At 50.9% G+C, this 25,541-nt stretch carries 22 protein-coding genes and 1 pseudogene; 11 read left to right on the forward strand and 12 right to left on the reverse strand.

The window, feature by feature from the left end; all coding sequences use genetic code 11:
• Positions 1-14 precede the first annotated feature (14 nt).
• The gene (locus tag UC14_RS08835; protein WP_112197570.1) at positions 15-1,226 is read right to left on the reverse strand and encodes a hypothetical protein; all 1,212 of its coding nucleotides are present in this window, start codon (positions 1,224-1,226) and stop codon (positions 15-17) included.
• Between the two features lie 251 nt (positions 1,227-1,477).
• Here UC14_RS08835 and UC14_RS08840 point away from each other — a divergent pair, with 251 nt between their 5' ends.
• On the forward strand, positions 1,478-2,728 hold the full coding sequence (locus UC14_RS08840) for a valine--pyruvate transaminase (protein WP_112197571.1): 1,251 nt from the start codon (positions 1,478-1,480) through the stop codon (positions 2,726-2,728).
• Between the two features lie 357 nt (positions 2,729-3,085).
• On the forward strand, positions 3,086-3,841 hold the full coding sequence (locus UC14_RS08845) for a YopT-type cysteine protease domain-containing protein (protein ID WP_112197572.1): 756 nt from the start codon (positions 3,086-3,088) through the stop codon (positions 3,839-3,841).
• Between the two features lie 178 nt (positions 3,842-4,019).
• Here the strand turns inward: UC14_RS08845 and ibpB are convergent, their stop codons facing one another.
• Together ibpB and ibpA are read right to left on the reverse strand one after the other, a co-directional pair.
• Complete coding sequence (ibpB, locus tag UC14_RS08850) at positions 4,020-4,454, reverse strand: small heat shock chaperone IbpB (protein ID WP_112197573.1); 435 nt, start codon at positions 4,452-4,454, stop codon at positions 4,020-4,022.
• Between the two features lie 129 nt (positions 4,455-4,583).
• Positions 4,584-4,994, reverse strand: a complete 411-nt coding sequence (gene ibpA / locus UC14_RS08855; RefSeq protein ID WP_013573359.1) for a small heat shock chaperone IbpA — start codon at positions 4,992-4,994, stop codon at positions 4,584-4,586.
• Positions 4,995-5,373: 379 nt separating this feature from the next.
• On the opposite strand from ibpA, the gene UC14_RS08860 reads away from it, so the two are divergent.
• On the forward strand, positions 5,374-5,751 hold the full coding sequence (locus UC14_RS08860) for a YceK/YidQ family lipoprotein (RefSeq protein WP_013573358.1): 378 nt from the start codon (positions 5,374-5,376) through the stop codon (positions 5,749-5,751).
• Positions 5,752-5,793: 42 nt separating this feature from the next.
• Here UC14_RS08860 and UC14_RS08865 read toward each other — a convergent pair whose 3' ends face one another.
• The 6 genes and pseudogenes from UC14_RS08865 to dnaA all read right to left on the reverse strand — a co-directional run bounded on the left by UC14_RS08865 (position 5,794) and on the right by dnaA (position 14,186).
• Positions 5,794-7,056: a DUF3748 domain-containing protein gene (locus UC14_RS08865; RefSeq protein WP_112197574.1), complete on the reverse strand. Its 1,263-nt coding sequence runs from the start codon at positions 7,054-7,056 to the stop codon at positions 5,794-5,796.
• A gap of 26 nt (positions 7,057-7,082) precedes the next feature.
• Positions 7,083-7,898 carry a sugar-phosphatase gene (yidA, locus tag UC14_RS08870; protein ID WP_112197575.1) on the reverse strand — a complete coding sequence of 272 codons (816 nt, stop codon included), beginning with the start codon at positions 7,896-7,898 and terminating at the stop codon, positions 7,083-7,085.
• 142 nt (positions 7,899-8,040) lie between these two features.
• On the reverse strand, positions 8,041-10,455 hold the full coding sequence (gene gyrB / locus UC14_RS08875; protein WP_013573355.1) for a DNA topoisomerase (ATP-hydrolyzing) subunit B: 2,415 nt from the start codon (positions 10,453-10,455) through the stop codon (positions 8,041-8,043).
• 19 nt (positions 10,456-10,474) lie between these two features.
• Positions 10,475-11,562, reverse strand: a pseudogene (gene recF / locus UC14_RS08880) (DNA replication/repair protein RecF).
• A gap of 127 nt (positions 11,563-11,689) precedes the next feature.
• The gene (gene dnaN / locus UC14_RS08885; RefSeq protein WP_013573353.1) at positions 11,690-12,790 is read right to left on the reverse strand and encodes a DNA polymerase III subunit beta; all 1,101 of its coding nucleotides are present in this window, start codon (positions 12,788-12,790) and stop codon (positions 11,690-11,692) included.
• Positions 12,791-12,794: 4 nt separating this feature from the next.
• The gene (dnaA, locus tag UC14_RS08890; RefSeq protein WP_014333276.1) at positions 12,795-14,186 is read right to left on the reverse strand and encodes a chromosomal replication initiator protein DnaA; all 1,392 of its coding nucleotides are present in this window, start codon (positions 14,184-14,186) and stop codon (positions 12,795-12,797) included.
• Positions 14,187-14,872: 686 nt separating this feature from the next.
• On the opposite strand from dnaA, the gene rpmH reads away from it, so the two are divergent.
• From rpmH to mnmE, 5 genes are all read left to right on the forward strand, one after another.
• Entirely contained in the window at positions 14,873-15,013 is a 141-nt protein-coding gene (rpmH, locus tag UC14_RS08900; protein WP_009637487.1) for a 50S ribosomal protein L34, read from the forward strand.
• 18 nt (positions 15,014-15,031) lie between these two features.
• The gene (rnpA, locus tag UC14_RS08905; RefSeq protein ID WP_071823635.1) at positions 15,032-15,391 is read left to right on the forward strand and encodes a ribonuclease P protein component; all 360 of its coding nucleotides are present in this window, start codon (positions 15,032-15,034) and stop codon (positions 15,389-15,391) included.
• Positions 15,355-15,612, forward strand: a complete 258-nt coding sequence (yidD, locus tag UC14_RS08910; protein WP_013577705.1) for a membrane protein insertion efficiency factor YidD — start codon at positions 15,355-15,357, stop codon at positions 15,610-15,612. The genes rnpA and yidD overlap by 37 nt, the downstream gene beginning before the upstream one ends.
• Before the next feature lie 2 nt (positions 15,613-15,614).
• A complete protein-coding gene (gene yidC, locus UC14_RS08915; protein ID WP_013577704.1) occupies positions 15,615-17,249 on the forward strand; it encodes a membrane protein insertase YidC in 1,635 nt (544 codons plus the stop codon).
• 112 nt (positions 17,250-17,361) lie between these two features.
• Positions 17,362-18,726 (forward strand): tRNA uridine-5-carboxymethylaminomethyl(34) synthesis GTPase MnmE, encoded by a 1,365-nt coding sequence (gene mnmE / locus UC14_RS08920; protein WP_013577703.1) that lies wholly within the window; start codon positions 17,362-17,364, stop codon positions 18,724-18,726.
• 71 nt (positions 18,727-18,797) lie between these two features.
• Here the strand turns inward: mnmE and UC14_RS08925 are convergent, their stop codons facing one another.
• Positions 18,798-19,397: a short chain dehydrogenase gene (locus tag UC14_RS08925; protein ID WP_015690617.1), complete on the reverse strand. Its 600-nt coding sequence runs from the start codon at positions 19,395-19,397 to the stop codon at positions 18,798-18,800.
• A gap of 100 nt (positions 19,398-19,497) precedes the next feature.
• Here UC14_RS08925 and UC14_RS08930 point away from each other — a divergent pair, with 100 nt between their 5' ends.
• Positions 19,498-20,385, forward strand: a complete 888-nt coding sequence (locus UC14_RS08930) for a LysR substrate-binding domain-containing protein (protein WP_112197576.1) — start codon at positions 19,498-19,500, stop codon at positions 20,383-20,385.
• A 75-nt stretch (positions 20,386-20,460) separates the two neighbouring features.
• On the opposite strand, the gene UC14_RS08935 is transcribed toward UC14_RS08930, so the two are convergent.
• Entirely contained in the window at positions 20,461-22,356 is a 1,896-nt protein-coding gene (locus UC14_RS08935) for a methyl-accepting chemotaxis protein (protein WP_013577700.1), read from the reverse strand.
• Between the two features lie 323 nt (positions 22,357-22,679).
• On the opposite strand from UC14_RS08935, the gene UC14_RS08940 reads away from it, so the two are divergent.
• Together UC14_RS08940 and UC14_RS08945 are read left to right on the forward strand one after the other, a co-directional pair.
• Positions 22,680-23,405 carry a 4'-phosphopantetheinyl transferase superfamily protein gene (locus UC14_RS08940; protein WP_013577699.1) on the forward strand — a complete coding sequence of 242 codons (726 nt, stop codon included), beginning with the start codon at positions 22,680-22,682 and terminating at the stop codon, positions 23,403-23,405.
• A gap of 91 nt (positions 23,406-23,496) precedes the next feature.
• A complete protein-coding gene (locus UC14_RS08945; protein ID WP_112197577.1) occupies positions 23,497-24,066 on the forward strand; it encodes an NADPH-dependent FMN reductase in 570 nt (189 codons plus the stop codon).
• A 74-nt stretch (positions 24,067-24,140) separates the two neighbouring features.
• Here the strand turns inward: UC14_RS08945 and UC14_RS08950 are convergent, their stop codons facing one another.
• Complete coding sequence (locus UC14_RS08950; RefSeq protein ID WP_095924037.1) at positions 24,141-25,478, reverse strand: NCS2 family permease; 1,338 nt, start codon at positions 25,476-25,478, stop codon at positions 24,141-24,143.
• Positions 25,479-25,541 lie beyond the last annotated feature (63 nt).

Raw genomic sequence — 25,541 nt, forward strand, 5'->3', positions numbered from 1 at the left:
TTATTTTCGAAGGGTCAGAGGTATTTCATTAATATCTCTCTGATTTTCCCGTCAGCTTTTCTTGCATATATTTCCTTGTTAAACGCATGAAGACTGCTTTTCAGCGCCAGCGTCGGGGCATCGTCGGGTGCCAGAAGCTTAAAGGAAAGGCTGCCAGTAAAGGCTTTTCTTCCGGCGACCATCGACTTAAATTTGTTGAGCAATTCTTCGCCCCCCAGTTCACGGGCACGGGTCTTCAATCCTTTAATAAGAGGGTCTTTCCAGGTTTGCTTGTCGTAATAAGGTAACCGCTTTTTCAGTGACAAATAATCGGAAAGGCTTTGATCGCCCGACATCATGCCAGTCTTGCTGATACTGGTCAGATTTTTAAACGTCGTGCCGGGAATGGTTTGGGTAATAACGATATGTACTTTTTTCTTTCCCGTACCGCGGGAGAAGCCGTGGCACTGGAATATATTTTCGTCTTGCATGGTTGAATAGTGACATTCAGAAAACAAATCATTATAAATTGACCCTGATAAGGAACCTTTGAGGTTTTTCAGTAATCGTTCAATACTCCCTTTTTCCCTGCACACCAGGACATAAGCTGAATTATTCATCAAGCCACTGTCTTCTATCAATGAATTAATAATAAAAATCTGAGCACAGGTTGTCACGGTATCAGAACTTAAATAGGCAAGATATAAGCTACAATTTGCCGGCATCGATAAGTTATAACCGTCCAGTAATTTAATGATTTCCTGTTTTGCTGATTTTTGTATATTGATAACTTCCTGCTCAGGCATGGGTAAATAACCCATCGATTTCTTAGCGAATCCAAGGCTCTGGACAATGATGTTTTCGAAGCACAGACTCAACAGGGCAGCTTTATAATCACGATCAGATGAAGCCGCACCTCGGGTGACGTCCATTTCATCGATCAGAATAACGGTATTGCACGTTATTATGTCCAGCTGGTAGAGAAAATCAGCCAGCACTGTCGATAATACATCGGGAGACAGGAGACTGTAGGGCGTCACAATAATTACCGGATCATCATAATTCAATTTTTTACCCGGACTGAACACTTCCTTTCCCTGCATATTAATATGTCTTGTTTTGGCATTCACCGTAATTAATGCCCCCTCAGCCTGGGTGCTCCGCGCGATGTCTTTTATTTTCTGTCCCAGCGCATGGTCTCCTCCGCCTGCCGTGAAAATATTCAGTATAAGTATGCTTCTTTTCATTTTATCAACCTGATATATATATTCTTAAACATAATTATGCCAAGAAAGAAAAAATATCATAAGCCGTTTTTTATTACTCTGCCATTAAGCATAAAGGGTTCCGTTCAGGGATATTCGAAAAATACATTGAATGATTTTCCGTATTCATCTTTTTTAATACTTCTCCACGCCAAAACCCGCAGGTCCGATTGCACTGCCTTGCTGCAGGCGTTATGGTGGGTATCACATTTCGATAACATACAAAGCTTTCTATGACGTTTTCTGCTTTCGGTGACAAATTTACCCGTTTTTCAGGCATCACACGCCTGATGGGCGACATGAATGACGGTTTACGCACGCCTGGCGCGGTGATGCTCGGCGGCGGTAATCCGGCGCAAATTCCTGAGATGCAGGATTATTTCCAGACGCTGCTGGCGGAAATGCTCGCCGCAGGCAAGCTGACCGAAGCGCTGTGCAATTACGACGGGCCGCAGGGCAAAGATGTGTTGCGTCATGCGCTGGCAGACATGTTACAGAAAGAACTCGGCTGGCAGCTTGACGCGCAAAACATCGCACTGACCAACGGCAGCCAGAGCGCCTTCTTCTATTTGTTCAACCTGTTCGCCGGACGCCGTGCCGACGGTAGTATGTCAAAAGTATTATTCCCGCTGGCACCGGAATATCTCGGTTATGCCGATGCCGGTCTGGACGAAAATCTGTTTGTTTCAGCCAAGCCGAACATCGAATTACTGCCGGAAGGCCAGTTCAAATATCACGTCGATTTCGATCATCTGAATATCACCGATGATATCGGCCTGATCTGCGTGTCACGCCCGACCAACCCGACCGGTAACGTCATTACTGACGAAGAACTGATCCGCCTCGATGCGCTGGCACAGCAGAAAGATATTCCGTTATTAATCGACAACGCGTATGGCGTGCCGTTCCCGGGCATCGTATTCACTGACGCCACACCGCTGTGGAATCCGAATATTATCCTGTGCATGAGCCTGTCGAAACTCGGCCTGCCGGGTTCACGCTGTGGCATCGTGATTGCTGATGAAAAAATCATCAAAGCGATCAGTAATATGAACGGGATTATCAGTCTGTCGCCGGGCAGTGTCGGCCCAGCGATTGCCCATGAAATGATTGTCCGTGGCGATTTGCTGCGCCTTTCCGAAGAAGTGATCAAACCGTTCTATTTCCAGCGCGTGCAGGAAACTATCGCCACGCTGCGCCGTTATCTGCCGGAAGAACGTTGCCTGATCCACAAACCGGAAGGGGCGATTTTCCTGTGGCTGTGGTTCAAGGATTTACCGATCACCACCGAAGTGCTGTATCAGCGCCTGAAACAACGTGGGGTACTTATGGTGCCGGGCGATTACTTCTTCCCGGGTCTCGAGCATCCGTGGCCACATACGCATCAGTGCATGCGGATGAATTACGTGCCTGATGCGGAACAGATCGAGCGCGGCGTGAAAATTCTGGCAGAAGAAGTAGAAAAAGCCCACGCTGAAGGCTGATTTTTCACAATAAAGTGACCAGAAGGAATGATATTCTTTCGGGTCACTTTATCAATCTAAGGACCCTTACTCATGAGTAGAAAACAATCTTATTCTCAATGACATCATAAAGTTATTTATATCTCCCTCAACGCATCCAGATACACATTCATTCAAAAAAATCAATTCATTTTATATATAGATATACATCACTTTATATTTTTTACAGTTAAACAAAAAAATAACATTATTTATCAAAGAAATAAAAACCCAGTCAAGAGCTTTAGTATTTTACATAATCAATTAAATGGGAATTTTATTATCACTGGCGTATTTTTATGCAATATGTATTTTTTGATTTAAAAAATAGGTGAGAAAATGATTAACAGATTACGTCAATATATTAATAAAACAAACGGTACATACAGTTTTTTTAATCAGGTGACGTACATACAGCAAAACAAATGGGTAGCTAACAACCCCCGAAATCTTGGTGGAGCATGGTTAGGAAGTCATAGAGACTCAGAAAGTAAACAAATTCAGTACGGATTACGTGGAGCCTGTTATGGCCTCTCTGCGGCATATTTAATTACTGGTAGAGATTGGAGTAGTTTCAAATGTTTCATCAATACCTCTGCATCGCATCGATTGATATTAGGAATAATGAATATTCAGGAACAGAACTCTGCGTTGGCATATAAACAAGCTAAATTAAAAGCACAAAAAAGTTTATTTGATAATTTTCACCGCAAAGGGCATTCCCCCAAGGTAAACTACATGCGTACTCAAGACGCATACCATCTGATAATGAAGAATGAGGGGAGGTTGATCTGCTTAAAAACGTCAACTCTGCCGCAGGCCAGTACTACCGCTGCAAGAATCGAAGGGCTGGTAAAATCGTTAAGGCAAGACAGCTTATATGAAATAGGTATTTATGAGGGTTGCAAGGGAGGCCATTCCATCGCTATCAGAACAGATGGGAACATGATTAAACTCTTTGATGCAAATATAGGTGAAATATCTTACGACTACAACACAAAACAGATCATGCATTTTGTGGAAGCACTTTGTATAGTATTTGATGGGTGTTACAAGAACTACAACCGAATCACAGTTGACGAATATTATCGTTAAGTTACATCACTCTAAATACATGCTTACCTCATCACTAAGAGCTTCAATTACGGAAAACGCTTTGAAAGACTTGAACAAAATAAATACACCTCGTTTTACTTACTGATTAAGATAATATATACCTCATCACATCCTGCTTTATGTTCCCCCGCATCGGGGGAACATAAACAGATCACGTTTATTCGGACTGATTTTCCAGCGCCGGTTTTTCAGTACCAATCGCAATTTTTTGCGGTTGCAATGCTTCCGGTACATCACGAACCAGATTGATATGCAGAAGGCCATTCGTAAATTCAGCCGCCGAGACGTGCATATGCTCTGCCAGCGTGAAGCTCAGGGTGAAAGGCTTAATCACCAGCCCCTGATGCAAATATTCCACTTTAGTTTCCGGCTGAGCCGGTGTGCCGCTGACCGTTAATCGCGGCCCTTCGACTTCAATATTCAGTTCGCTTTGCTGGAAACCGGCCAGCGCCAGTGAAATGCGGTAATGGTTGTCATCAGACTTTTCAATATTGTAAGGAGGAAAAGCCTGATCGGCGCCTTGCATTGAACTGGCTAATTTATCGAAACCAATCCACTGACGCAGTAATGGGGAAATATCATAATTACGCATAATGTAACTCCTTCTTTGAAGCGAGATGATTAATGTCGTCATCCTTTTTGGATATGACAGTACAGCTCCCTGACGGCGAGCCTAAACTTTTTCATTTCGTGGCGGTCAACAACGATGATGGTCGCTGAATTAACGGATCTCGATACGCCGTGGTTTGGACGACTCAGGAACGACGCGTTCCAGATCGATATACAGCAAACCGTTCGACAAATTGGCCGCTTTTATCTGAATATGTTCAGCCAGCTGGAATTTGCGCTCGAAATTACGTTCCGCGATGCCCTGATATAAATAGGTTCGCTCAGTATCGCCAGGTGCATGCGCGCCTTTGACCAGCAGCATGTTGTCATGCGCAGTGATGTCCAGCTCAGATTCGGCAAAACCTGCGACCGCGATAGCAATCCGGTAATGATTTTCGTCAACCAACTCGACATTATAAGGGGGGTAGCCGCCGCCCTGATTCTGACCCGATTCGATAAGATTAAATAAGCGGTCAAAACCAATGGCAGAACGGTATAGCGGGGATAAATCAAAATTACGCATTGCTACTTCTCCTGATATTCAGCGAGTTTTTTAAATAGCCTTCCAGGCGGACAGACCAGCGTCACAGTGATGACAGAAGAACCCTTCCGGCGTTTCTCCTCCTGCGTCGTACAGTTAAAATGGAGACAAAAGGGCATATTTCAAGCCTGAAAAAACAAAAAATTTGGCTGTTGTTTATATGATGACAGCCAAAATACATGACGGGACAGGGCTACAATCCAGGGAGAGCAGGCGAATTCCTGCAAGATTTCAAATAGTAATTACACTTAATGGGATCGCAGCCACAGAGCTACAGCTTGCTTTGTTAATTTTTTGGGCTGAGTGGTATAAGTCACATTGACGTATAAGCTCAGCCTGACAGCATAAGATGAGTTCTAACATGACGAAATTTGCATTAACGCCGCTGATGACAGGATGTGTTTTTTTAGCGACGAGCGGTTGCTCCAGCGTAATGAGCCATACAGGTGGTGACACCGGATATTATTCAGGCGCACGTGCTGATGTGAATATGATAAAAAGCGATGACACCAGTTGGGCGATGACGCCGCTGCTGTTGATTGATTTGCCGTTCAGCGCCGTGCTGGATACGGTATTGCTGCCTTATGATTATTTTCGCAGCGGAAAAGTGACGACGCGCGATCGCGTCAAAGCCAGTGAAGAACACAATATTGCGCTGAGTAACGGTGTGGATATCGATCACATCCCGCCCATGACGACCACGCCGCGTCAGCAAAAATCGTCGACACATAAGAAGTAGTCACAATAAAACCGGCCTGTTCCGACCGGTTTACATCGTTCGCTAATCGCTATCGGCCACGCAAATCTGCGCATAGCCGTTACACTGGCGCATAAACGCCACTTTGCTGCCATCGGGAGAATACACTACGGCATCGGCACAGGGTGCGTTTTCTGATCGTTGCGTTAACCGCTGCATCTTTCCGCTTTCCATGTCCAGCCGCATCACGCTGTTATCGCATACCAGCGCCAGTGATTTTCCATCCTGGCTCCAGCTGAAGGCTGATTGAATTCCGCTTTCAGAATGGCTGATTTGCGCCGGCGCGCCGCCGTTAGGTGACACCGTCCAGACCTGAACCACTCCGGTTTCATCTTGCATCAGAAACGCAATCTTTGCGCCATCCGGCGATACGCGCAACCAGTGACGCGGTTGCAGGGCAATACCATTTTCAGTAAAAGTAATCCGTCTCTGTTTCACGCCCGCGGGTGACGCAGGCAGCATTTCCGGCGTGCCCTGCAAAGGTTTATCACCCGCCTGACGGTAATCCTCATCATTGCGCGGCAAATCCACCACAAAGATTTCCGGGTGCTTTTCACCACGAGCGGAAAGCGTGTCGCCGATAAAAGCCAGCGCCCACCGCTGACGGCTGCCATCCGGTTTCAGATAGCCTTCACGGCCAATCCAGCCTTCTTCGTAAGCCCGGTTGATTTCATCGCTGCCGGGGTGAGGACAGGGCGTGGTTTCGCTGACCAGCATGCTGAAATGGCTTCCATCGTATTCACGGGGATGATGCTTTGGCGGAATAACGGGATATCCTGAAATCGCCACGCCGACGTTGCGCAGATCGAGCGCCGGATCGCGTTCATGCAACACATGGTCGTTATAGGTAAAGCTCAGACGCGAACCGTCCGGGCTGAAGACGTGAACATGTGTGCCACCGCGCAGGGCTCCGGCGGTAAAGGGGGCGGTAATGTCCATCGCATCCAGCGTGACGGCCTTTTCGCGCGCGGGCTCAGTGACAATAACTCCGCGACGGTGATGAAAATCATACTGCCAGCTGGCATCAGGATTTTCAGGGCCATGAATAAACGCATAACGGACAGGAAGATCCGGGCTGACTGTCACCACTCCCACATGCGCGCCGTCTTTTGCCTGATAAAGGACTTCCGTCTCACCGGTTTCGACATTCACGCGCTCAATGGTTGAACCGCTAAAAGAACCGCCATGCGGACGGACGTCATACACCAGCCACTGGCTGTCCGGCGTCCAGACATTAATGTTGGTGAGCTGATGCCCGCGGGCATCAGAAGTTAATTGTTTTTCCATGGCTGCAAGGTTCCTTCGGTACAAGCTCAGACGTTCAGAACAAATTTCTCGACCGCAAACGCCACGCCGTCTTCCGTGTTTGTTTTGGTAACGAACTGGCTGACGGCTTTTACGCTGTCCAGCGCATTCCCCATCGCGACACCAATTCCGGCGTATTCCAGCATCGCAATGTCGTTCTCCTGATCACCGAGCGTCATCACGCTCTCCCGCGCGATACCCAGTTTTTCCGCCAGTACTTTCACGCCTTCACCTTTATTCACGCGCTTATCGAGAATTTCGAGGAAATACGGTGAGCTTTTCATGATGGTGTAGCGTTCTTTTGCTTCAGCAGGAAGCTGACGAATGGCGCGATCCAGCAAGTCCGGATCGTCAATCATCATGACTTTCGGGAAGGTCAGCGCCGGATCCATTTCCTCTGCCGGGCAGAATTGCAACGGAATGCCGGTGGTGAAGGATTCATGTACGCTGTATTTGCTGATATGGCGGTTGGCGGTAAACAGGTCGGTTTGGGTCAGTGCATGGAAATGCACACCAAGGTCACGCGCCAGCTGTTCAAAGTAGTGATAATCTTCAATTTTGAGGGCTACTTCGGCAATTACGCTGCCATCTTTCGCATTGTGCACAAGCGCGCCATTGTTGGTGATGCAGTAACAACCGTCCTGCTGTAAATCCAGTTCCATCAGATAACGCTGCACACCGACGAACGGACGGCCGGTCGCCAGAACGATTTGCACACCTTTCGCCCGTGCTTCTGACAACGCTTTTTTAACGGCGGGGGTCACTTCATGCTGCGGATTGAGCAATGTCCCGTCCATATCAATTGCAATTAATTCAATAGCCATAGCATCCTCAGAGTTTAAGAAATCTTGCGCAATGCTAACGCGATTACCCGCTGTAAAGCCAGCCGGAATGCGGGTCGCGTCAGACGAAAAAAAAGTCCGAAGCGGTTTCCCGGTTCGGACTCTTTATCAGCTCACGCCATTATCAGATATCGATATTGGCCGCTTTCAGGGCATTCTCTTCGATGAAGGCGCGACGCGGTTCAACCGCATCGCCCATCAGCGTAGTGAACAACTGGTCAGCAGCGATGGCATCTTTCACGGTCACACGTAACATGCGACGTTGTTCAGGATCCATGGTGGTTTCCCACAGCTGATCAGGGTTCATTTCACCCAGACCTTTGTATCGCTGAATCGACAGACCACGACGGGACTCTTTCACCAGCCATTCCAGCGCCTGCTCGAAGCTGGTCACTGGCTGACGGCGTTCGCCACGTTCGATGAAGGCATCTTCTTCGATCAGGCCGCGCAGCTGTTCGCCCAGCGCACAGATTTTGCGGTATTCGCCACCCTGAATGAAGTCTGCATCGAGATCGTAATCCGTATCAACACCGTGTGTACGGATACGCAGAACCGGTTCGAAAAGCTGATGTTCACGGTTTTCACGCACGATCGCGCTGTAAGAACTGCCGTGCTGCTCTTTCTCATTGAGACGCGCAACCAGCGATTCTATCCAGGTCTGAACTTTCGCCTGATCGGTCAGATCAGACCCCGGCAGGGTCGGCTGATAGATCAGGTTATTCAGCAGCGCACGCGGATAACGACGCTCCATGCGGCCAATCATTTTCTGCACGCTGTGATGTTCAGCCACCAGTTTCTCCAGCGGTTCACCCGCCAGGGCTGGTGCATGGGCGTTGGCGTGTAACGTTGCCCCGTCCATCGCAATGGAAATCTGATACTGATCCATCGCTTCATCATCTTTAATGTACTGTTCCTGCTTACCTTTTTTCACTTTGTACAACGGCGGCTGTGCGATAAACACGTGGCCACGCTCGACAATTTCAGGCATCTGACGGTAGAAGAACGTCAGCAACAGGGTACGGATGTGTGAACCATCGACGTCGGCATCGGTCATGATGATGATGCTGTGATAGCGCAGTTTGTCCGGGTTGTACTCGTCACGGCCAATGCCGCAACCGAGCGCAGTAATCAGTGTTGCCACTTCCTGAGAAGAAAGCATTTTGTCGAAGCGCGCTTTTTCTACGTTGAGGATTTTACCTTTCAACGGCAGAATCGCCTGGTTCTTACGGTTACGGCCTTGTTTTGCTGAGCCGCCCGCTGAGTCCCCTTCCACTAAGTACAGTTCGGAATGAGCCGGGTCACGTTCCTGACAGTCCGCCAGTTTGCCTGGCAAGCCAGCCAGGTCCAGCGCACCTTTACGGCGGGTCATTTCACGGGCTTTACGGGCTGCTTCACGGGCACGGGCAGCGTCGATGATTTTCCCCACAACGATTTTGGCGTCTGACGGATTTTCCATCAGGTAATCCACCAGCTTCTCGTTCATCAGCGTTTCAACGGCCGTTTTCACTTCAGAAGAAACCAGTTTGTCTTTGGTTTGTGAAGAGAACTTAGGATCCGGTACCTTCACAGAAACGACAGCAATCAGACCTTCACGGGCATCGTCACCGGTGGCGCTGATTTTGGATTTCTTGCTGTAACCTTCTTTATCCATGTAAGCGTTCAGGGTACGGGTCATCGCCGAACGGAAACCGGCTAAGTGAGTCCCGCCATCGCGCTGTGGAATATTGTTGGTGAAGCAGTAAATGTTTTCCTGGAAACCATCATTCCACTGCAACGCAACCTCAACGCCAATATCGTCCTTCATCGTAGAGAAATAGAATACGGTCGGATGGATTGGGGTTTTGTTTTTGTTCAGGTATTCCACGAAGGCTTTGATACCGCCTTCATAATGGAAGTGATCATTCTTACCATCACGTTTATCCAGCAGACGGATTGCCACGCCGGAGTTCAGGAATGACAATTCACGCAGGCGTTTCGCCAGAATCTCATACTCGAATTCTGTGTGATTGGTGAAGGTGTTGAAGCTCGGCCAGAAACGTACCGTGGTACCGGTTACGTCAGTATCGCCAATCACTTTCAGCGGATCCTGCGGCTCGCCGTGCACGTAAGTCTGAGTGTGCACTTTGCCTTCACGGCGGATAACCAGTTCCAGTTTTTCCGACAAGGCATTAACGACGGAAACACCTACGCCATGCAGACCGCCGGAGACTTTATACGAGTTATCGTCGAATTTACCACCAGCATGAAGAACGGTCATAATGACCTGAGCAGCAGAAACGCCCTCTTCTTCATGAATGCCGGTCGGAATACCACGGCCATCATCCTGTACGGAAACAGAGTTATCCGCATGGATCGTGACCTGAATCTCTTTACAGTGGCCCGCGAGGGCTTCGTCGATAGCGTTGTCCACAACCTCGAATACCATGTGGTGCAGACCAGTGCCGTCATCGGTATCGCCGATATACATGCCGGGGCGCTTACGCACCGCGTCCAGCCCTTTTAATACCTTGATACTTGAGGAGTCATAAGAATTCGACATCAACGTTTCTCGCTCATTTTTAGTCCTGTGATAGAACGGCTATTTTACCTTGTTCCACGCGGAACATCTTGCCCTTTTCACCCATCATATCGGTCACTTGCTCAGCGCTTATTGCACTGACAAAAACCTGTGCCTGGGTGGCTTTCAGGCGATCAGCCAGCAACCGACGTCGTCGGCGTCCAGCTCAGAGGCAAAATCGTCAAGAAGATACAGGCAACGCCGCCCGCTCTGTCGGGTGAGAAACTCACCCTGCGCCAGTCTCAGCGCACACATCAGTAACTTCAACTGCCCACGGGACAGTAAATCTTCCACCGGCGTGCCGTCGGCACGAATGCGGAAATCCGCTTTATGCGGGCCTGATGCGGTATAGGTTAAGGCTCTGTCGCGTTCAAAATTACGCTCCAGCAACTCGCCGTACTCCGTCTCCTTATCCCATCCACGCTGGAAAGAAAAACTGAGGGCGAATTCGGGCAGGAATTGCGCGCAGGTCGCGCTGATATCAGCCGCGATCGCGTCGCTGTAAGCTGCCCGCCATTCGCTAATACGCCCGGCTAACGGGATCAGTTCCTGATCCCAGGCACGAATTTGCGCATAACGACTCACCTGTCGCAGCGCGGCGTTGCGCTGCTTGAGTAACCGTCGCAGGTTGCTCCAGGCGATAAAAAAACCGGGGTCGTGATGAAAACAACCCCAGTCAATAAATGCCCGCCGGTACTTCGGCCCGCCGTTGAGCAGGGTGAAGCCTTCGGGTGTGATCAGTTGCATCGGCAGCATCTGTGCCAGTTCAGACACTTTGTGGCCATCACTGCCATCAATGCGTACTTTACTGTCGCCCTGACGGCTTTTGCTCAGACCAATCGACAATTCACGTTCACCGCCGTCATCCACACGCGCATGGAGAACAAACTCCGGCTGATCGTGACGAATCACGCGTCCGGCCTGCAAACTGCGAAAAGCGCGGCCATGCCCCAGCGTATAGACCGCTTCGAGCACACTGGTTTTACCGCTGCCATTGGGACCGACCAGAAAGTTAAAACCGGGCGACGGATCTAAATCTGCCGCCTCGATGTTGCGGAAATCTTTTATCAGTAAGCGCGTTAAGGCCATCTACTATCCATTCCAGGGCATCATCGTCGCAGTCAGTTTGCGTGCAGCTACAGTAAGCGGAGCATACTCAGGTGCGTGGGCATTGCGAACACTGCCCGATCGCAAAATGACAAGTCAGATAGCCCGATTACAGCCGCATTGGCATAACGACATACGCCGCCGACTGACTGGCTGCGTCTTCAATCTGCACGCTGGAAACAGAGTCCGTCAGCAACAGATTAACGTCTTCGCACTTGAGTGCATTGAGCACATCCAGTACGTAACTGACGTTGAAACCGATTTCCATTTCGGTGCCTTCGTAACCGACATCCAGAATTTCTTCTGCTTCTTCCTGTTCCGGGTTATTCGCGGTGATTTTCAGCTGGTTATGGCTGACATACAAACGCACGCCGCGGAATTTTTCATTGGACAGGATCGCGGCACGGGCAAACGCCTGCTTGAGCAAATCGCAGCCTGCCTGCAGCGTTTTGTCCGGATTTTTCGGCAATACGCGGCGATAGTCAGGGAAACGACCGTCAACCAGTTTAGAGGTAAAGATGAAGTCGCCGACGTGAGCACGGATATTGTTGCTGCCGATTTGCAGCTGCAATGTGGTGTCACCGCCATCAAGCAGACGCACCAGTTCCATCACGCCTTTACGCGGCACGATCACCGAATGCGACGGCAGAGACTGGCCGATTGGCATAGAACATACGGCCAGACGGTGACCGTCGGTCGCGACAGTACGCAGTTCTTCACCTTCGGTTTCGAACAGCATACCGTTTAAATAATAACGAACGTCCTGATGGGCCATAGAAAACTGCGTGGCTTCGATCAGACGTTTCAACGTGGCCTGCGGCAGGGTGAATTCTACTTCGCTTTGCCAGTCGTCGAGATTAGGGAAATCTGTCGCCGGTAAGGTCGACAGCGAGAAACGGCTGCGGCCTGATTTTACCAGCATGCGGTCGCCGTCGAGCGCGACGGAAATTTCCGCGCCTTCCGGCAATCCACGGCAGATATCAAAGAATTTACGCGCCGGCACCGTGGTGGCACCCGCTTCATGTGGCTGAGACAGCGCGACTTTCGCCACCATCTCCATTTCCAAATCCGTCCCGGTCAGCGACAGCGCGCCATCCGTCACCTGTAATAACAGGTTACCCAGAATAGGCAACGTTGGTCGTCCACCCAGCGGACTACTGACCTGTTGCAGTGGTTTCAGCAAATGCTCACGTTCAACAATAAATTTCATAGCGCTAGGAAGATAATGTTCTGATTAAGTTGGAGAAATCTTCTTTGATGTCGTGACTTTCTTCACGCAACTGCTCGATTTTACGGCAGGCGTGCAACACCGTGGTATGGTCCCGACCACCGAACGCATCGCCGATTTCTGGCAGGCTGTGGTTGGTCAGCTCTTTCGCCAGCGCCATCGCCATCTGGCGTGGGCGGGCTACCGAACGGGAGCGCCGTTTGGAAAGCAGGTCAGCGACCTTGATTTTATAATATTCGGCCACTGTTTTCTGAATATTATCGATAGTGACCAGCTTCTCCTGAAGCGCTAACAAATCGCGCAACGCTTCACGAACGAAGTCGATAGTGATCGCACGGCCGGTAAAGTTGGCGTTGGCAATCACACGGTTCAGTGCGCCTTCAAGCTCACGCACATTCGATCGCAGACGTTTAGCAATAAAGAAGGCAACTTCGCCCGGCAGACGAATATCGTTTTCGTCCGCCTTTTTCATCAGGATCGCCACGCGGGTTTCTAATTCAGGCGGCTCGATAGCCACCGTCAGACCCCAGCCGAAACGCGATTTCAGACGATCTTCAACACCGTTGATCTCTTTTGGATAACGATCCGAGGTCAGGATGATCTGCTGATTACCTTCCAGCAGGGCATTAAAGGTGTGGAAGAACTCTTCCTGCGAACGTTCTTTATTAGCAAAAAATTGAATGTCATCGATGAGCAACGCATCAACAGAACGGTAGTAACGTTTGAATTCTTCGATGGCGTTGTTTTGCAGGGCTTTGACCATGTCCTGTACAAAACGCTCGGAGTGCATGTACACCACTTTGGCATTGGCTTTACGCGCCATGATGCCGTTACCGACGGCGTGCAATAAGTGGGTTTTACCCAGACCGGTGCCACCATAAAGGAAAAGCGGGTTGTACGCGCCACCCGGATTATCCGCCACCTGACGCGCCGCCGCGCGAGCCAGTTGGTTAGATTTACCTTCTACGAAGTTATCAAAGGTATGTTTCGGGTTGACGTTAGAGCGATAAGACAGCTCAGGCTGAGCCGGTGAGCTGTCCCAGCTTGGACGGGAAGGCGCCAGACGCGGAATGGCAGGCGCAGCCTGTGAACTGACGCTGGCCGCAACAGGCTGGCTGACGCGTTGGATCACCGGCTTGCTGCCGACTTCAAAACGCAGCAACGGTGCATCCGTGCCACAGAAATCGTTAAGCAAGCCGTTAATATTATTTAGGTATTTGTCACGAACCCAATCCAGAACAAAACGATTCGGGGCATACAGCGCCAGCGTATTGTCGTTGAGTTCCGCCTGCAGGGGGCGTATCCACATACTGAATTCTGTGGCAGGTAGTTCATCCTGCAAACGGGCAAGACATTGCTGCCAAAGCGAAAGTGACACGGCGGACTCCACTCGAACAAGTATCAAAAAAGAAAAGGATCAGGATATTTTTTAAATCATGATTTTTGGCACACGTTCCGCCCGCTAATGGGGGAAAATTTCTCTCACCACCCTGTCAGTGGCGTAAAGTCACGTGCGAACCGCTTTTTGCGGTTTTTGTCGACAGCATCCCAGCCGGGATCGCGATCGGAATGGCGGATCATAACGCAATCCGGCCCAGAGATCCTCCCCTTCCTGACAGATTAGATCCTTTTTATCCACAGGCAGCAATCGGCAAGTGGGTAAGCTTAGCCGATCCTTTTAAAATTAGGCGATGTAATCATCACTCTGGTGAAAAAATAGGAGTCCGCTGAGTTAAATTTCATCATACTGCGAGAAAGATCGCACGCCTGTGGGTAAGGATCAGGCGAGGATCCTTGCGATTTGCGGCAGAGTCCGTATAATCTTCAGCCCTACGTGTGAAGCCTGTGTTCCTGATGGTCATAACCAGATGGATATTGCGGTGTGACCACGGGCAATTCTGGTAAACACTTGAACCATTTCTGGCAATGTAAATTGACTCAGGACTGTACAGTTATTACAATCCCGCTTCTTTATATGTTGCGACAAAGGCACCGGTCGTTTTTTCGCCGAAATGTCTTCGCGTTTACTGATCAGTAATAATTTAAGTTTAGGTAGAAATCGCCATGAAACGCACTTTCCAACCGTCCGTATTGAAGCGCAACCGTAGCCACGGCTTCCGTGCTCGTATGGCCACCAAAAATGGTCGTCAGGTTCTGGCTCGCCGTCGTGCGAAAGGCCGTACCCGTCTGTCAGCTTCTAAGTAATAAAAGCTAACCTATTTAGTGGTTAAGCTCGCTTTTCCCAGGGAGTTACGTTTGTTAACTCCCCGTCATTTCACTTTCGTCTTCCAGCAGCCACAACGGGCTGGCACGCCGCAAATCACTATACTCGGCCGCCTGAACGAGCTGGGGCATCCCCGCATCGGTCTCACCGTCGCAAAAAAACACGTCAAACGCGCACATGAACGCAATCGGATCAAACGCCTTACCCGCGAAAGTTTCCGGTTGAATCAGCATACGCTGCCGTCGATGGATTTTGTGGTAGTAGCCAAAAAGGGTGTCGCCGATTTAGATAATCGCGCGCTGACGGAAGCGTTGGAGAAATTATGGCGTCGACATTGCCGACAGGCTCCCGCATCCTGATAAAGCTGATACGTGGTTATCAGCTATTCATCAGTCCGTTGCTCGGGCCGCATTGCCGCTTTCGACCAACCTGCTCTCAATACAGTATTGAAGCAATTGGTCGTTTTGGCATGTTAAAAGGCAGTTGGTTGACTTTGAAACGCGTATTAAAATGCCATCCTTTGAACCCAGGTGGTGATGACCCCGTACCGCCGAAAACCGACAATAACAGAGAACACTAACGATGGATTCGCAACGCAATCTTTTCCTCATCGCTCTGCTGTTCGTGTCTTTCATGATCTGGCAGGCATGGCAAACGGACCACGCTCCGCAACCGGCCAACCAGACCACGCAACAGACTGCGAACACTGCAAACGGTGATGCTACTAATCAGGCTGTTCCTGATAGCGGACAGGGCAAATTAATTACAGTTAACAGTGATGTGCTGTCATTAACGATCAACACCCGTGGTGGCGACATTGAGCAGGCTCTGCTGAAGGCTTACCCAACGACTTTGGGCTCTGACCAGCCTTTCCAGTTACTGGAAACTACTCCTAATTTCCTCTATCAGGCACAAAGTGGTCTGACAGGTAAAAACGGTCCAGACAATCCGGCTAACGGTGAACGCCCTCTGTTCAAGGCGAGCTCCGATACCTTCACAATGGCTGAAGGCCAGTCTGAACTGCGCATTCCGATGACTTACACGGCGGCGAACGGTGCGATTTACACCAAAACCTTCGTGATCAAACGTGGTTCTTACGCGGTAAACGTTGAATACAACATCAACAACACCACGGCTGCCCCGCTTGAACTGACCATGTTCGGTCAGCTGAAACAAACCACCGAATTACCTAAGCACCGTGATACCGGCAGCAATAACTTTGCTCTGCACACGTTCCGCGGCGCGGCATATTCCTCAAGTGATGACAAATATCAGAAGTATGCGTTCGATAAGAGCGAAGCACTGAATGTCACGACTCAGGGTGGTTGGGTTGCGATGTTGCAGCAGTACTTTGCAACGGCGTGGATCCCATCAGCGAAAGACACCAATACCTTCTTCACCACCACCAATAACGGTATTTCAACGATTGGCTTTAAAGGCACACCGTTTACCGTTGCACCAGGTGCACAGCAACAAGTTGCTTCTATCCTGTGGGTTGGTCCGGAAATTCAGGACAAGATGGCCGCTATCGCGCCACACCTTGACCTGACGGTTGACTACGGTTGGTTATGGTTCATCTCTCAGCCACTGTTCAAACTGTTGAAATTCATTCAAGGGTTTGTCGGTAACTGGGGCTTCTCGATCATCGTTATCACCTTTATTGTTCGCGGTATCATGTATCCACTGACCCGCGCACAGTACACGTCGATGGCGAAAATGCGTATGTTGCAGCCGAAACTGGCCGCCATGCGTGAACGTATCGGTGATGACAAACAGCGCATGAGTCAGGAAATGATGGCGCTGTATAAGTCTGAGAAAGTGAACCCGCTGGGTGGCTGTCTGCCGCTGGTTATTCAGATGCCAATCTTCCTGGCACTGTATTACATGCTGTCTGGTTCCATTGAACTGCGCCACGCGCCATTCATCCTGTGGATCCATGACTTGTCAGCACAAGACCCGTACTACATTCTGCCGGTTCTGATGGGTATCACGATGTTCTTCATCCAGAAGATGTCGCCGACCACCGTCACTGACCCGATGCAGCAGAAGATCATGACCTTCATGCCGGTCATCTTCACCGTGTTCTTCCTGTGGTTCCCGTCTGGCCTGGTGGTGTACTACATCGTCAGTAACCTGGTCACCATTCTCCAGCAGCAGCTGATTTATCGCGGGCTGGAAAAACGTGGCCTGCACAGCCGCGACAAGAAAAAGTCATAAGTGAATGTCAGGACGGCTTTCGTCCTGACCGCTAAACTTGATGATAAAAAAGAAAGGCGATCATTTGATCGCCTTTTGCATATCCGTAAAAAGACCAACAGAGATCATTGCTATGAGCACCTCAGATACCATTATTGCCCAGGCAACCCCACCCGGCCGCGGTGGTGTGGGCATTTTGCGCATTTCCGGCCGTGCGGCGCGTGATGTGGCACAGGCTGTCTTAGGTAAACTGCCCAAGCCGCGTTATGCCGATTATCTGCCGTTTCAGGATGCTGATGGCAGCACGCTGGATCAGGGCATCGCGTTGTGGTTCCCCGGCCCGAACTCCTTTACCGGCGAAGACGTGCTTGAGCTGCAAGGCCACGGCGGGCCGGTGATCCTGGATTTGCTGCTTAAACGCATTATCGCGCTGGAAAACGTGCGAATTGCGCGTCCTGGCGAATTCTCTGAACGGGCTTTCCTCAACGATAAACTCGACCTGGCGCAGGCTGAAGCGATTGCTGATCTTATCGACGCCAGCTCCGAGCAGGCCGCACGTTCAGCGGTTAACTCCTTACAGGGCGCTTTCTCGAACCGTATTCATCATCTGGTGGAAGCACTCACTCACCTGCGGATCTTTGTCGAAGCGGCTATCGACTTCCCCGATGAGGAAATCGACTTCCTGTCCGACGGTAAAATCGAAGCCAAACTCAATACGGTGATGGGTGATCTCGATGCCGTGCGGGCCGAAGCACGTCAGGGCAGCCTGCTGCGTGAAGGGATGAAAGTGGTGATTGCCGGGCGTCCGAACGCCGGTAAATCCAGCCTGCTGAACGCGCTGGCTGGTCGTGAAGCGGCGATCGTTACCGATATCGCGGGCACTACGCGTGACGTTTTACGCGAACATATCCACCTTGATGGCATGCCGTTGCACATCATTGACACCGCCGGGTTACGTGAAGCCAGCGATGAAGTTGAGCGCATTGGTATCGAACGTGCATGGAATGAGATCGAACAGGCTGACTTAGTGCTGTTTATGGTCGACGGTACAACAACGGAAGCAACCGAGCCTGCGGACATCTGGCCCGAATTTATGGCCCGCCTGCCCGCGAGTTTACCTATTGTCGTTGTACGCAACAAAGCGGATATCACCGGCGAAGCGCTGGGACAAACGGAAGTGAATGGTCACTCACTTATTCGCCTTTCTGCCCGCACCGGCGATGGCGTTGATCTGCTGCGCGATCATCTGAAACAGGTGATGGGCTTCAATCACAATATGGAAGGCGGATTCCTTGCCCGTCGCCGTCACCTGCAGGCGCTGGAACAGGCCGCACAGCATCTGGTTCAGGGTAAAGATCAACTGCTTGGCGCATGGGCGGGTGAACTGCTGGCGGAAGAATTGCGTCTGGCCCAGCAATCGCTGAGCGAAATCACCGGTGAATTTACCTCGGATGATTTACTGGGGCGTATCTTCTCGAGTTTCTGTATCGGTAAATAAGCCGCTGTTCGCAGCAAACAAAACCCACATTGAAGAATGTGGGTTTTTTATTTTATTCAAAGGATTACGCCTTACCAGACTTTATAAATGCGTCCGGTCTGCGCCCCTTCCACGCTGCGACGATACGCTTTCGCCACGCGCGCTGCCGGTGCAGCCTCAAAGCCCGGGAAGAACGGGCCATAAGCTTTCAGCGACTCTTCTACTACGGTCGGGCTGACCACATTGATGCGAATACCCCGTGACAGTTCAATCGCCGCGCCCCGGACAAAGCCTTCGACGGCGGCATTTACCGTGGTGGCGTTCGCCCCCTGACGGATAGGTTCATCAGCAATGATCCCGCTGGTCAGCGTGATGGAACCGCCATCGTTAAGGAATGACTGACCGATCAGCGCAAGGCGCACCTGGCCAAGCAGTTTATTCTGCAAACCAATATTGAACTGTGCTGCGGTCATCTCCACCAGCGGGCCAAAGTGCAGGCTGCCGGTAGTAGCAATAATCGCATCAACTTTTCCCGTACTCTGGAAAAGCGCTTTTACGCTGTTTTCATCGGTAATATCGACCTGAAAATCGCCGCGGGTTTTGCCTGCGGTGACAATTTCATGGTCTGCGCTAAGCTCCTGAATCACGGCTTTACCCAATGTACCTGTCCCGCCAATCACTAAAATTTTCATCAGATATTCCTCAACGTTGTTTACAGGACCATCTTTCACCAAACTACGGGTTAGATATAGAATCGTATTATTCATTCTGTTCTAACTCAGGGTTTGTAATGTGGATAAGTTGCGGAGTATCGAGGTCTTTATCAGCGTGGTAGAAACCGGGAATTTCAGTACAGCAGCGGAAAAGCTGGGGATTTCAGCAGTGATGGTCGGCAAGCATATTCAGCAACTGGAAAAGTATTTGAATGCCCGCCTGTTGCAACGCACCACACGCAAGCAAAGCCTGACGGATGCCGGTGAAGTGTTTTACGAGAACGGAAAACGGGTGCTGGAGCAGATGAAATTCACCGAAAGCGCGATGGAAAGCCTGCAAAGCGTGCCGACCGGACTGCTGCGGATCAGCGCACCCGTATCACTCGGCTCCAGCGTGGTGGCGCCGATGCTGGCCCGTTATCTGCAAAAACACCCGAAAGTAAACGTGGAACTGATACTGAGCAACGCCAGGGTAGATTTGATCGGCGAAGGATTTGACGCGGCGATCCGTATTGGCGAAATTGGCGATGACCGGCTGGTCGCCAAGCCGCTGAACCCTTATGAAATGGTGATCTGCGCTTCTGCAGATTATTTACAGCGTTTCGGCACGCCCGCGACGCCGGAAGATCTGAAAACGCACCCGTGCCTGGTGCATACCGTCTGGAATCAGAGTGAAGGCTGGCATCTGGCGAATGCAGAGCGCACCACGTCAGCGTGGCCGGTTAACAGCCGCTATGTATCCAACGACGGTCATGCGCTGCGCGCTGCCGCACTGGAAGGCGCCGGTTTGTTGTTGCAACCCAAAGTGTTACTGGCCGAAGATATCGCCAGCGGAAAACTGATCCCGGTACTTGAGTCTTTTATCCCGAAACCCCGGGCAGTGCATCTGGTTTATCTGCCCGATTTCAGGCCGCGCGCCAAACTGACCAGCCTGATTAACTTCATGACTGAACACGCCTTTTACTGAGCCTTACGCAAAATACAAAACGGTAAGTGATCGCTCACTTACCGCTCAGTTTTGAACACTTTTAATCAGACGAAATCAGAGCTTAAAGCCTGCTACCACGGTTTCCAGCTGAACGGTCTGATCCTGCATCGCCTGCGCAGCGGCAGAAACCTGTTCCACCAGCGCGGCGTTCTGCTGCGTGGCGTTATCCAGCTGCGTGATAGCCACATTTACCTGCTCGATGCCCAGACTTTGCTCCTGACTGGAAGACATGATTTCGTTCATCAGCGTCGCCACGTTGTTCACGCCACCCATGACTTCATCCATCGTCGTTCCGGCGGTCGCCACCAGTTCGCTGCCGGTGGCGATATCCGCCACAGAATCCTCGATCAGCTTTTTGATTTCACGCGCGGAAGTGGCTGAGCGCTGTGCCAGACTGCGCACTTCGGATGCCACAACGGCGAAACCGCGTCCCTGTTCACCGGCACGCGCCGCTTCAACCGCCGCATTCAGCGCCAGAATGTTGGTCTGGAAAGCGATGCCGTCGATCACGCTGATGATATCGACGATTTTATGTGAAGAGCGGGTGATCGAGCCCATGGTCTCAACCACCTGTTTCACCACGTCCGAGCCCCTCCCGGCAACAGCCGAGGCATCACGGGCCAACTGGTTAGCCCCTTCCGCATTGGCAGCGTTCTGTTTCACGGTGCTGGTCAGCTGTTCCATTGAGGCTGCCGTTTCGACAATCGAGCTGGCCTGTTCTTCGGTTCGTGCTGACAGGTCCAGGTTACCGCTGGCAATCTGGCGCGAAGCCGAGGTGATAGCCAGACTGCTGTCGCCAACCTGACGCAGAATGGATTGCAGGAAAGACAGGAAACCGTTGAAGTTCTGGTTGATCTGATTGAACTCAGGGCTGCGGCTTTCCGGTAAGCGCCGGGTTAAGTCGGCACCGCCCGCAGAAAGCTGGGCGATATTTTTATTCAGTGCCGCCAGCTGGCGCATGAAAATTTTAATCGCGGCGATCAGAACGATCAGCAACAGCAAGACCATCGGGATTTGAACCAGTCCGAGACTCGTCAGAATGCTGTGGCTGCGCGCCAGTAACTGACTGGTCGGCATGTCGGTGGCGATAAACCACGGCCCCTGAATGTTGCTCATAAACATGGTATGCGACGTGCCGTCATTATCGTAGTCAGCCACCAGACTCGCCTGCCCGTTGATCTGATCCAGACTTTTGCGGATCTGCATCGCCAGCGGAGAAGTTTCGCCCAGTGAGGCCAGTTTCGGCAGTTTTTCATCCGTGGAATGACTGGTACCGACGATGGTGCCGTCTTTTTCCACGATATAAATCCTGGCGTGAACCTTTTTCTCCATCTCTGTCACCAGCTGGTTAAAGAACCCCAGTGTGACGTCAATGGTGGCGACGCCCCATTGCTTATCATCTTTGTAAATCGGCATCGCACAGTTAGTCCGCGGCTGGGTGCTGGCGTCATCGAAATAAGCAGGCGCCCAGACACACTGACCCTTTTCACCTTTTGATGCCGCCAGATACCACGACTGATCGAAATAGTTTGGGGATTCGGCGCTGTTCCAGAAAGTATTGACCGTCAGTTGATTATTATTATTACGGGCAAAGAAGGTGCTGAATTTGATTTTGGCCGGATCGCGTTGGTTCGGCAGAGGCCAGATCCCGCCGCCAAACACGGCAGAGTCACCGTACTGATCAACCAGTGCCGGAAGTAAACGATCGATACTGTCGCTGTCCATTTGTGCAACAGTCTGGGTAATGGTGCGAACCTGTGACTCAACTTTATTCAGGCGGTCATTAATTGCCACCGCGACATCATCCACCTGATTAGCAACCAGATTACTTTCTGTCTGTTTCAGCTGGGGAGCGATATACACCTGGATCACGATAAGCGTAACGATGATCAGCACAATAAAAAACAAGCTGATCAATGCGATAAAGCGGGATTGCGTCGTTTTTAACATTTTTGGGTACTCGCAGGCAAAGCAGCGAGATCGCTGCTTAATTAGTAACGGCATTTTCTGGCGTTTCTTTATGTGGCTGTAGTAGATATATCTGGTGTAAGAATCTTATGAGTAAAAATCCAGAACATCATTCCAGTGAGATTCTTTCCCAATAAGAGATTAAGACTGTGATTACTTTCACTTTATGTTTATGAAAAACTGTATGAAAAGGGAAGAATGTGTGTGGCACTGCGGGGTTTAAGCGGTTTTTAATGATTTCTCTTAATGTTATTCTTTAGAACAATTGAGAAACTGCGGTCGAACCATTAATCATGGAGTGAACAATGGCGTGCCATTTTGCAAGATGGGCAATGACGGATGCAGAACCGGATACACACCGGTTGCCGCAAGAGATCGTATTATTTGCAAAACACCTTTCCGAAAAACAGCGCAAGCGTTTCTTAAACGGCCGCGTTCTGCTGGCAGAAATGATTTTCTATCTCTATGGAATCGCGGAACTTCCCAGCGTCATCACGTTACCTAGCGGTCGTCCGAGTTTTGAATCCCCTGATTTGCCTGATTTCAGTCTGGCGTATGCAGGAAGTACCGTCGGTGTTTTAATCAGCAGCGAAGGGAAAGTCGGCCTCGATCTCGAAATCATTCATGCCCGCAGTGCGCTGGTGAATCAGCAACAGCAATTACAGCTTTCTGCGGTGGAGAAAACCTGGATTGCTATGCAATCCGATCCGGTGGAATCCTCTCTGCAACTGTGGTGTATCCGCCAGAGCATGCTGAAAATGTCCGGCCTGAACGATCAGAGTCCGCTTACGCTCAGCCTGAATCCCGCTTCTGGTCGTTTACGGTCTACCGTAACGCCCGAGGCGCAGGTGATGAGCGACATTGAAGGTTCCATTATCTGGTCATGTGCGCAGTCACCCTCGATTATCCGTTTGCAGTGCTGGCGTTACGAACCTGAAAACGGCTTCACCCGCACACAAACCCTGGCCACAGACCAGCAATCTGAATCACCACACTTCATGAAATTCATCAGCCTGCCACCCGCTAAATAAAACTTCCCTTTTGTTTACGCCCGTCGTGCCGTTTTTCGTTTATGGTTACAGGCAGTTCCTTTCGCAAAGTCATCCATAACAGGAGTTACCCATGTCAGCTCAACCACTGAAGTTTGTCACACTGTTAGGCAGTCTTCGTAAAGCGTCTTACAACGGAATGGTCGCCCGCACATTGCCAAAAGTGGCACCAGAGGGCATCAGCATTGAGGCGTTGCCTTCCATCGGTACACTGCCGCTCTATGATGCAGATATTCAGCAGGAAGAAGGCTTTCCGGCGGATGTTGAAGCGATTGCGGAACAAATCCGTCACGCGGATGGCGTCATTATCGTCACGCCGGAGTATAACTACTCCGTTCCGGGCGGCCTGAAAAATGCGATCGACTGGATTTCCCGCCTGCCGAATCAGCCACTGGCCGGTAAGCCCGTGCTGATCCAGACCAGTTCAATGGGTCCGGTCGGCGGGGCACGTTGTCAGTATCATCTGCGTCAGATTCTGGTGTTCCTGGATGCGATGGTGATGAATAAACCCGAATTTATGGGTGGTGTGATCCAGAATAAAGTGGATGAGCAAATCGGCGAAGTCATCGACCAGGGGACGCTCGATTTCCTGCGCGGCCAGCTGACGGCATTTGCCGACTATACGCGCCGCGTCAGCCAATAATTCCGGTCATCAGAAATGCAAACAGCCCGCAATGCGGGCTGTTTTTTTACAGGCGTTAAGCAGATGTCAGCGGATTAATGCCCGTCGACAAACGCGATTTTCAGCACAAACAGCAGGGCTACGACCACCACACACGGGCTGATTTCTTTCCAGCGGCCAGTGCCCAGTTTCATCACCACGTAAGAGATGAAGCCCAGCGCGATACCTTCGGTGATCGAGAAGCTGAACGGCATCATTACCGCGGTCACGAACGCCGGAACCGCTTCGGTCAGGTCATCCCATGAAACGCGCGCGAGGCTGGAGGTCATCAGCACGCCGACATAAATCAGCGCACCGGCCGCCGCGTATTCCGGCACCATCCCCGCCAGTGGGGAAATGAAGATCACCAGCAGGAACAGCAAACCGGTCACCACCGCCGTCAGGCCGGTACGACCGCCCACGGAAACGCCGGAGGTGCTTTCAATGTACGCGCCCACCGATGAAGTGCCGATAAATGCCCCCGCCACGGAAGACACGCTGTCAACGTACAGCGCCTGTTTCATCTGCGGGAACTTGCCCTGCGCATCAGCCAGACCGGCTTTGTCGGTCACACCAATCAGCGTGCCGGAGGAGTCAAACAGGTTCACCAGCATGAAGGAGAAAATGACGCCCGCCAGACCGATATTCAGCGCGCCTTTCAAATCCACCTGACCGACAACCGTGGTGATGCTCGGCGGCATCGACCAGAAACCGGTGTAATGCACATCACCAATCATCAGGCCAATTACGGTCGTCACAATAATCGACACCAGCACCGAGGCGTGGAAGTTACGCGACGCCAGCACGGCAATAATGAAGAACCCCAGCACACCGAGCAGCACGTTGTGCGAGGTCAGATTACCGATGGTCACGATGGTGTCAGGGTTCGGGACAATAATGCCGGCGTTTTTCAGCCCCATCATGCCGATAAACAGCCCGATACCGGCGGTAATGCCCACACGTAAACTGACCGGAATATTGGCAATCATCCAGTAACGGATGCGGAAAATAGTCAGCAGCAGCAAACCCACAGCACCCCAGAATATCGCGCCCATCCCGATCTGCCATGAAACCCCCATCGCGCCCACGACCACAAACGCAAAGAACGCATTCAGACCCATCGCCGGTGCCAGAGCGACCGGCAGGTTGGCGATCACGCCCATCAGGATGCTGCCGAACGCGGCAATCAGACAGGTAGTCACGAACACGGCCTGTTTATCCATTCCCGCAACACCCAGAATTTGCGGATTCACGAAAACGATGTAGACCATGGTCAGGAAGGTAGTTAAACCGGCGATAGTTTCGGTGCGTACGGTGGTGCCGTGCTGCGTCAGTTTAAACAGACGTTCAGCCAGACCTTTACCCGCAGTCGCATTGCTCTGTGGTGTGCTCATTGGTGAGTTCCAAAATGGGGGAAAAACAATCGGGGGGTATCCTAAGGATTTTAGCCCGAAAGC

Source organism: Rahnella sp. NRRL B-41462, assembly GCF_003263525.1.
GTDB lineage: Bacteria > Pseudomonadota > Gammaproteobacteria > Enterobacterales > Enterobacteriaceae > Rahnella > Rahnella aceris.

What these genes read in the sequence shown, in the direction of transcription:
- UC14_RS08845 (WP_112197572.1), top strand. Translation starts at nt 3,086, where the DNA reads ATGATTAACAGATTACGTCAATATATTAATAAAACAAACGGTACATAC.
- UC14_RS08935 (WP_013577700.1), bottom strand. Translation starts at nt 22,356, where the DNA reads ATGTTAAAAACGACGCAATCCCGCTTTATCGCATTGATCAGCTTGTTT.
- UC14_RS08945 (WP_112197577.1), top strand. Translation starts at nt 23,497, where the DNA reads ATGTCAGCTCAACCACTGAAGTTTGTCACACTGTTAGGCAGTCTTCGT.
- UC14_RS08835 (WP_112197570.1), bottom strand. Translation starts at nt 1,226, where the DNA reads ATGAAAAGAAGCATACTTATACTGAATATTTTCACGGCAGGCGGAGGA.
- ibpB (WP_112197573.1), bottom strand. Translation starts at nt 4,454, where the DNA reads ATGCGTAATTATGATATTTCCCCATTACTGCGTCAGTGGATTGGTTTC.
- UC14_RS08860 (WP_013573358.1), top strand. Translation starts at nt 5,374, where the DNA reads ATGACGAAATTTGCATTAACGCCGCTGATGACAGGATGTGTTTTTTTA.
- dnaN (WP_013573353.1), bottom strand. Translation starts at nt 12,790, where the DNA reads ATGAAATTTATTGTTGAACGTGAGCATTTGCTGAAACCACTGCAACAG.
- ibpA (WP_013573359.1), bottom strand. Translation starts at nt 4,994, where the DNA reads ATGCGTAATTTTGATTTATCCCCGCTATACCGTTCTGCCATTGGTTTT.
- yidA (WP_112197575.1), bottom strand. Translation starts at nt 7,898, where the DNA reads ATGGCTATTGAATTAATTGCAATTGATATGGACGGGACATTGCTCAAT.
- UC14_RS08925 (WP_015690617.1), bottom strand. Translation starts at nt 19,397, where the DNA reads ATGAAAATTTTAGTGATTGGCGGGACAGGTACATTGGGTAAAGCCGTG.
- UC14_RS08940 (WP_013577699.1), top strand. Translation starts at nt 22,680, where the DNA reads ATGGCGTGCCATTTTGCAAGATGGGCAATGACGGATGCAGAACCGGAT.
- UC14_RS08865 (WP_112197574.1), bottom strand. Translation starts at nt 7,056, where the DNA reads ATGGAAAAACAATTAACTTCTGATGCCCGCGGGCATCAGCTCACCAAC.
- UC14_RS08950 (WP_095924037.1), bottom strand. Translation starts at nt 25,478, where the DNA reads ATGAGCACACCACAGAGCAATGCGACTGCGGGTAAAGGTCTGGCTGAA.
- mnmE (WP_013577703.1), top strand. Translation starts at nt 17,362, where the DNA reads ATGAGCACCTCAGATACCATTATTGCCCAGGCAACCCCACCCGGCCGC.
- rpmH (WP_009637487.1), top strand. Translation starts at nt 14,873, where the DNA reads ATGAAACGCACTTTCCAACCGTCCGTATTGAAGCGCAACCGTAGCCAC.
- UC14_RS08840 (WP_112197571.1), top strand. Translation starts at nt 1,478, where the DNA reads ATGACGTTTTCTGCTTTCGGTGACAAATTTACCCGTTTTTCAGGCATC.
- yidD (WP_013577705.1), top strand. Translation starts at nt 15,355, where the DNA reads ATGGCGTCGACATTGCCGACAGGCTCCCGCATCCTGATAAAGCTGATA.
- yidC (WP_013577704.1), top strand. Translation starts at nt 15,615, where the DNA reads ATGGATTCGCAACGCAATCTTTTCCTCATCGCTCTGCTGTTCGTGTCT.
- gyrB (WP_013573355.1), bottom strand. Translation starts at nt 10,455, where the DNA reads ATGTCGAATTCTTATGACTCCTCAAGTATCAAGGTATTAAAAGGGCTG.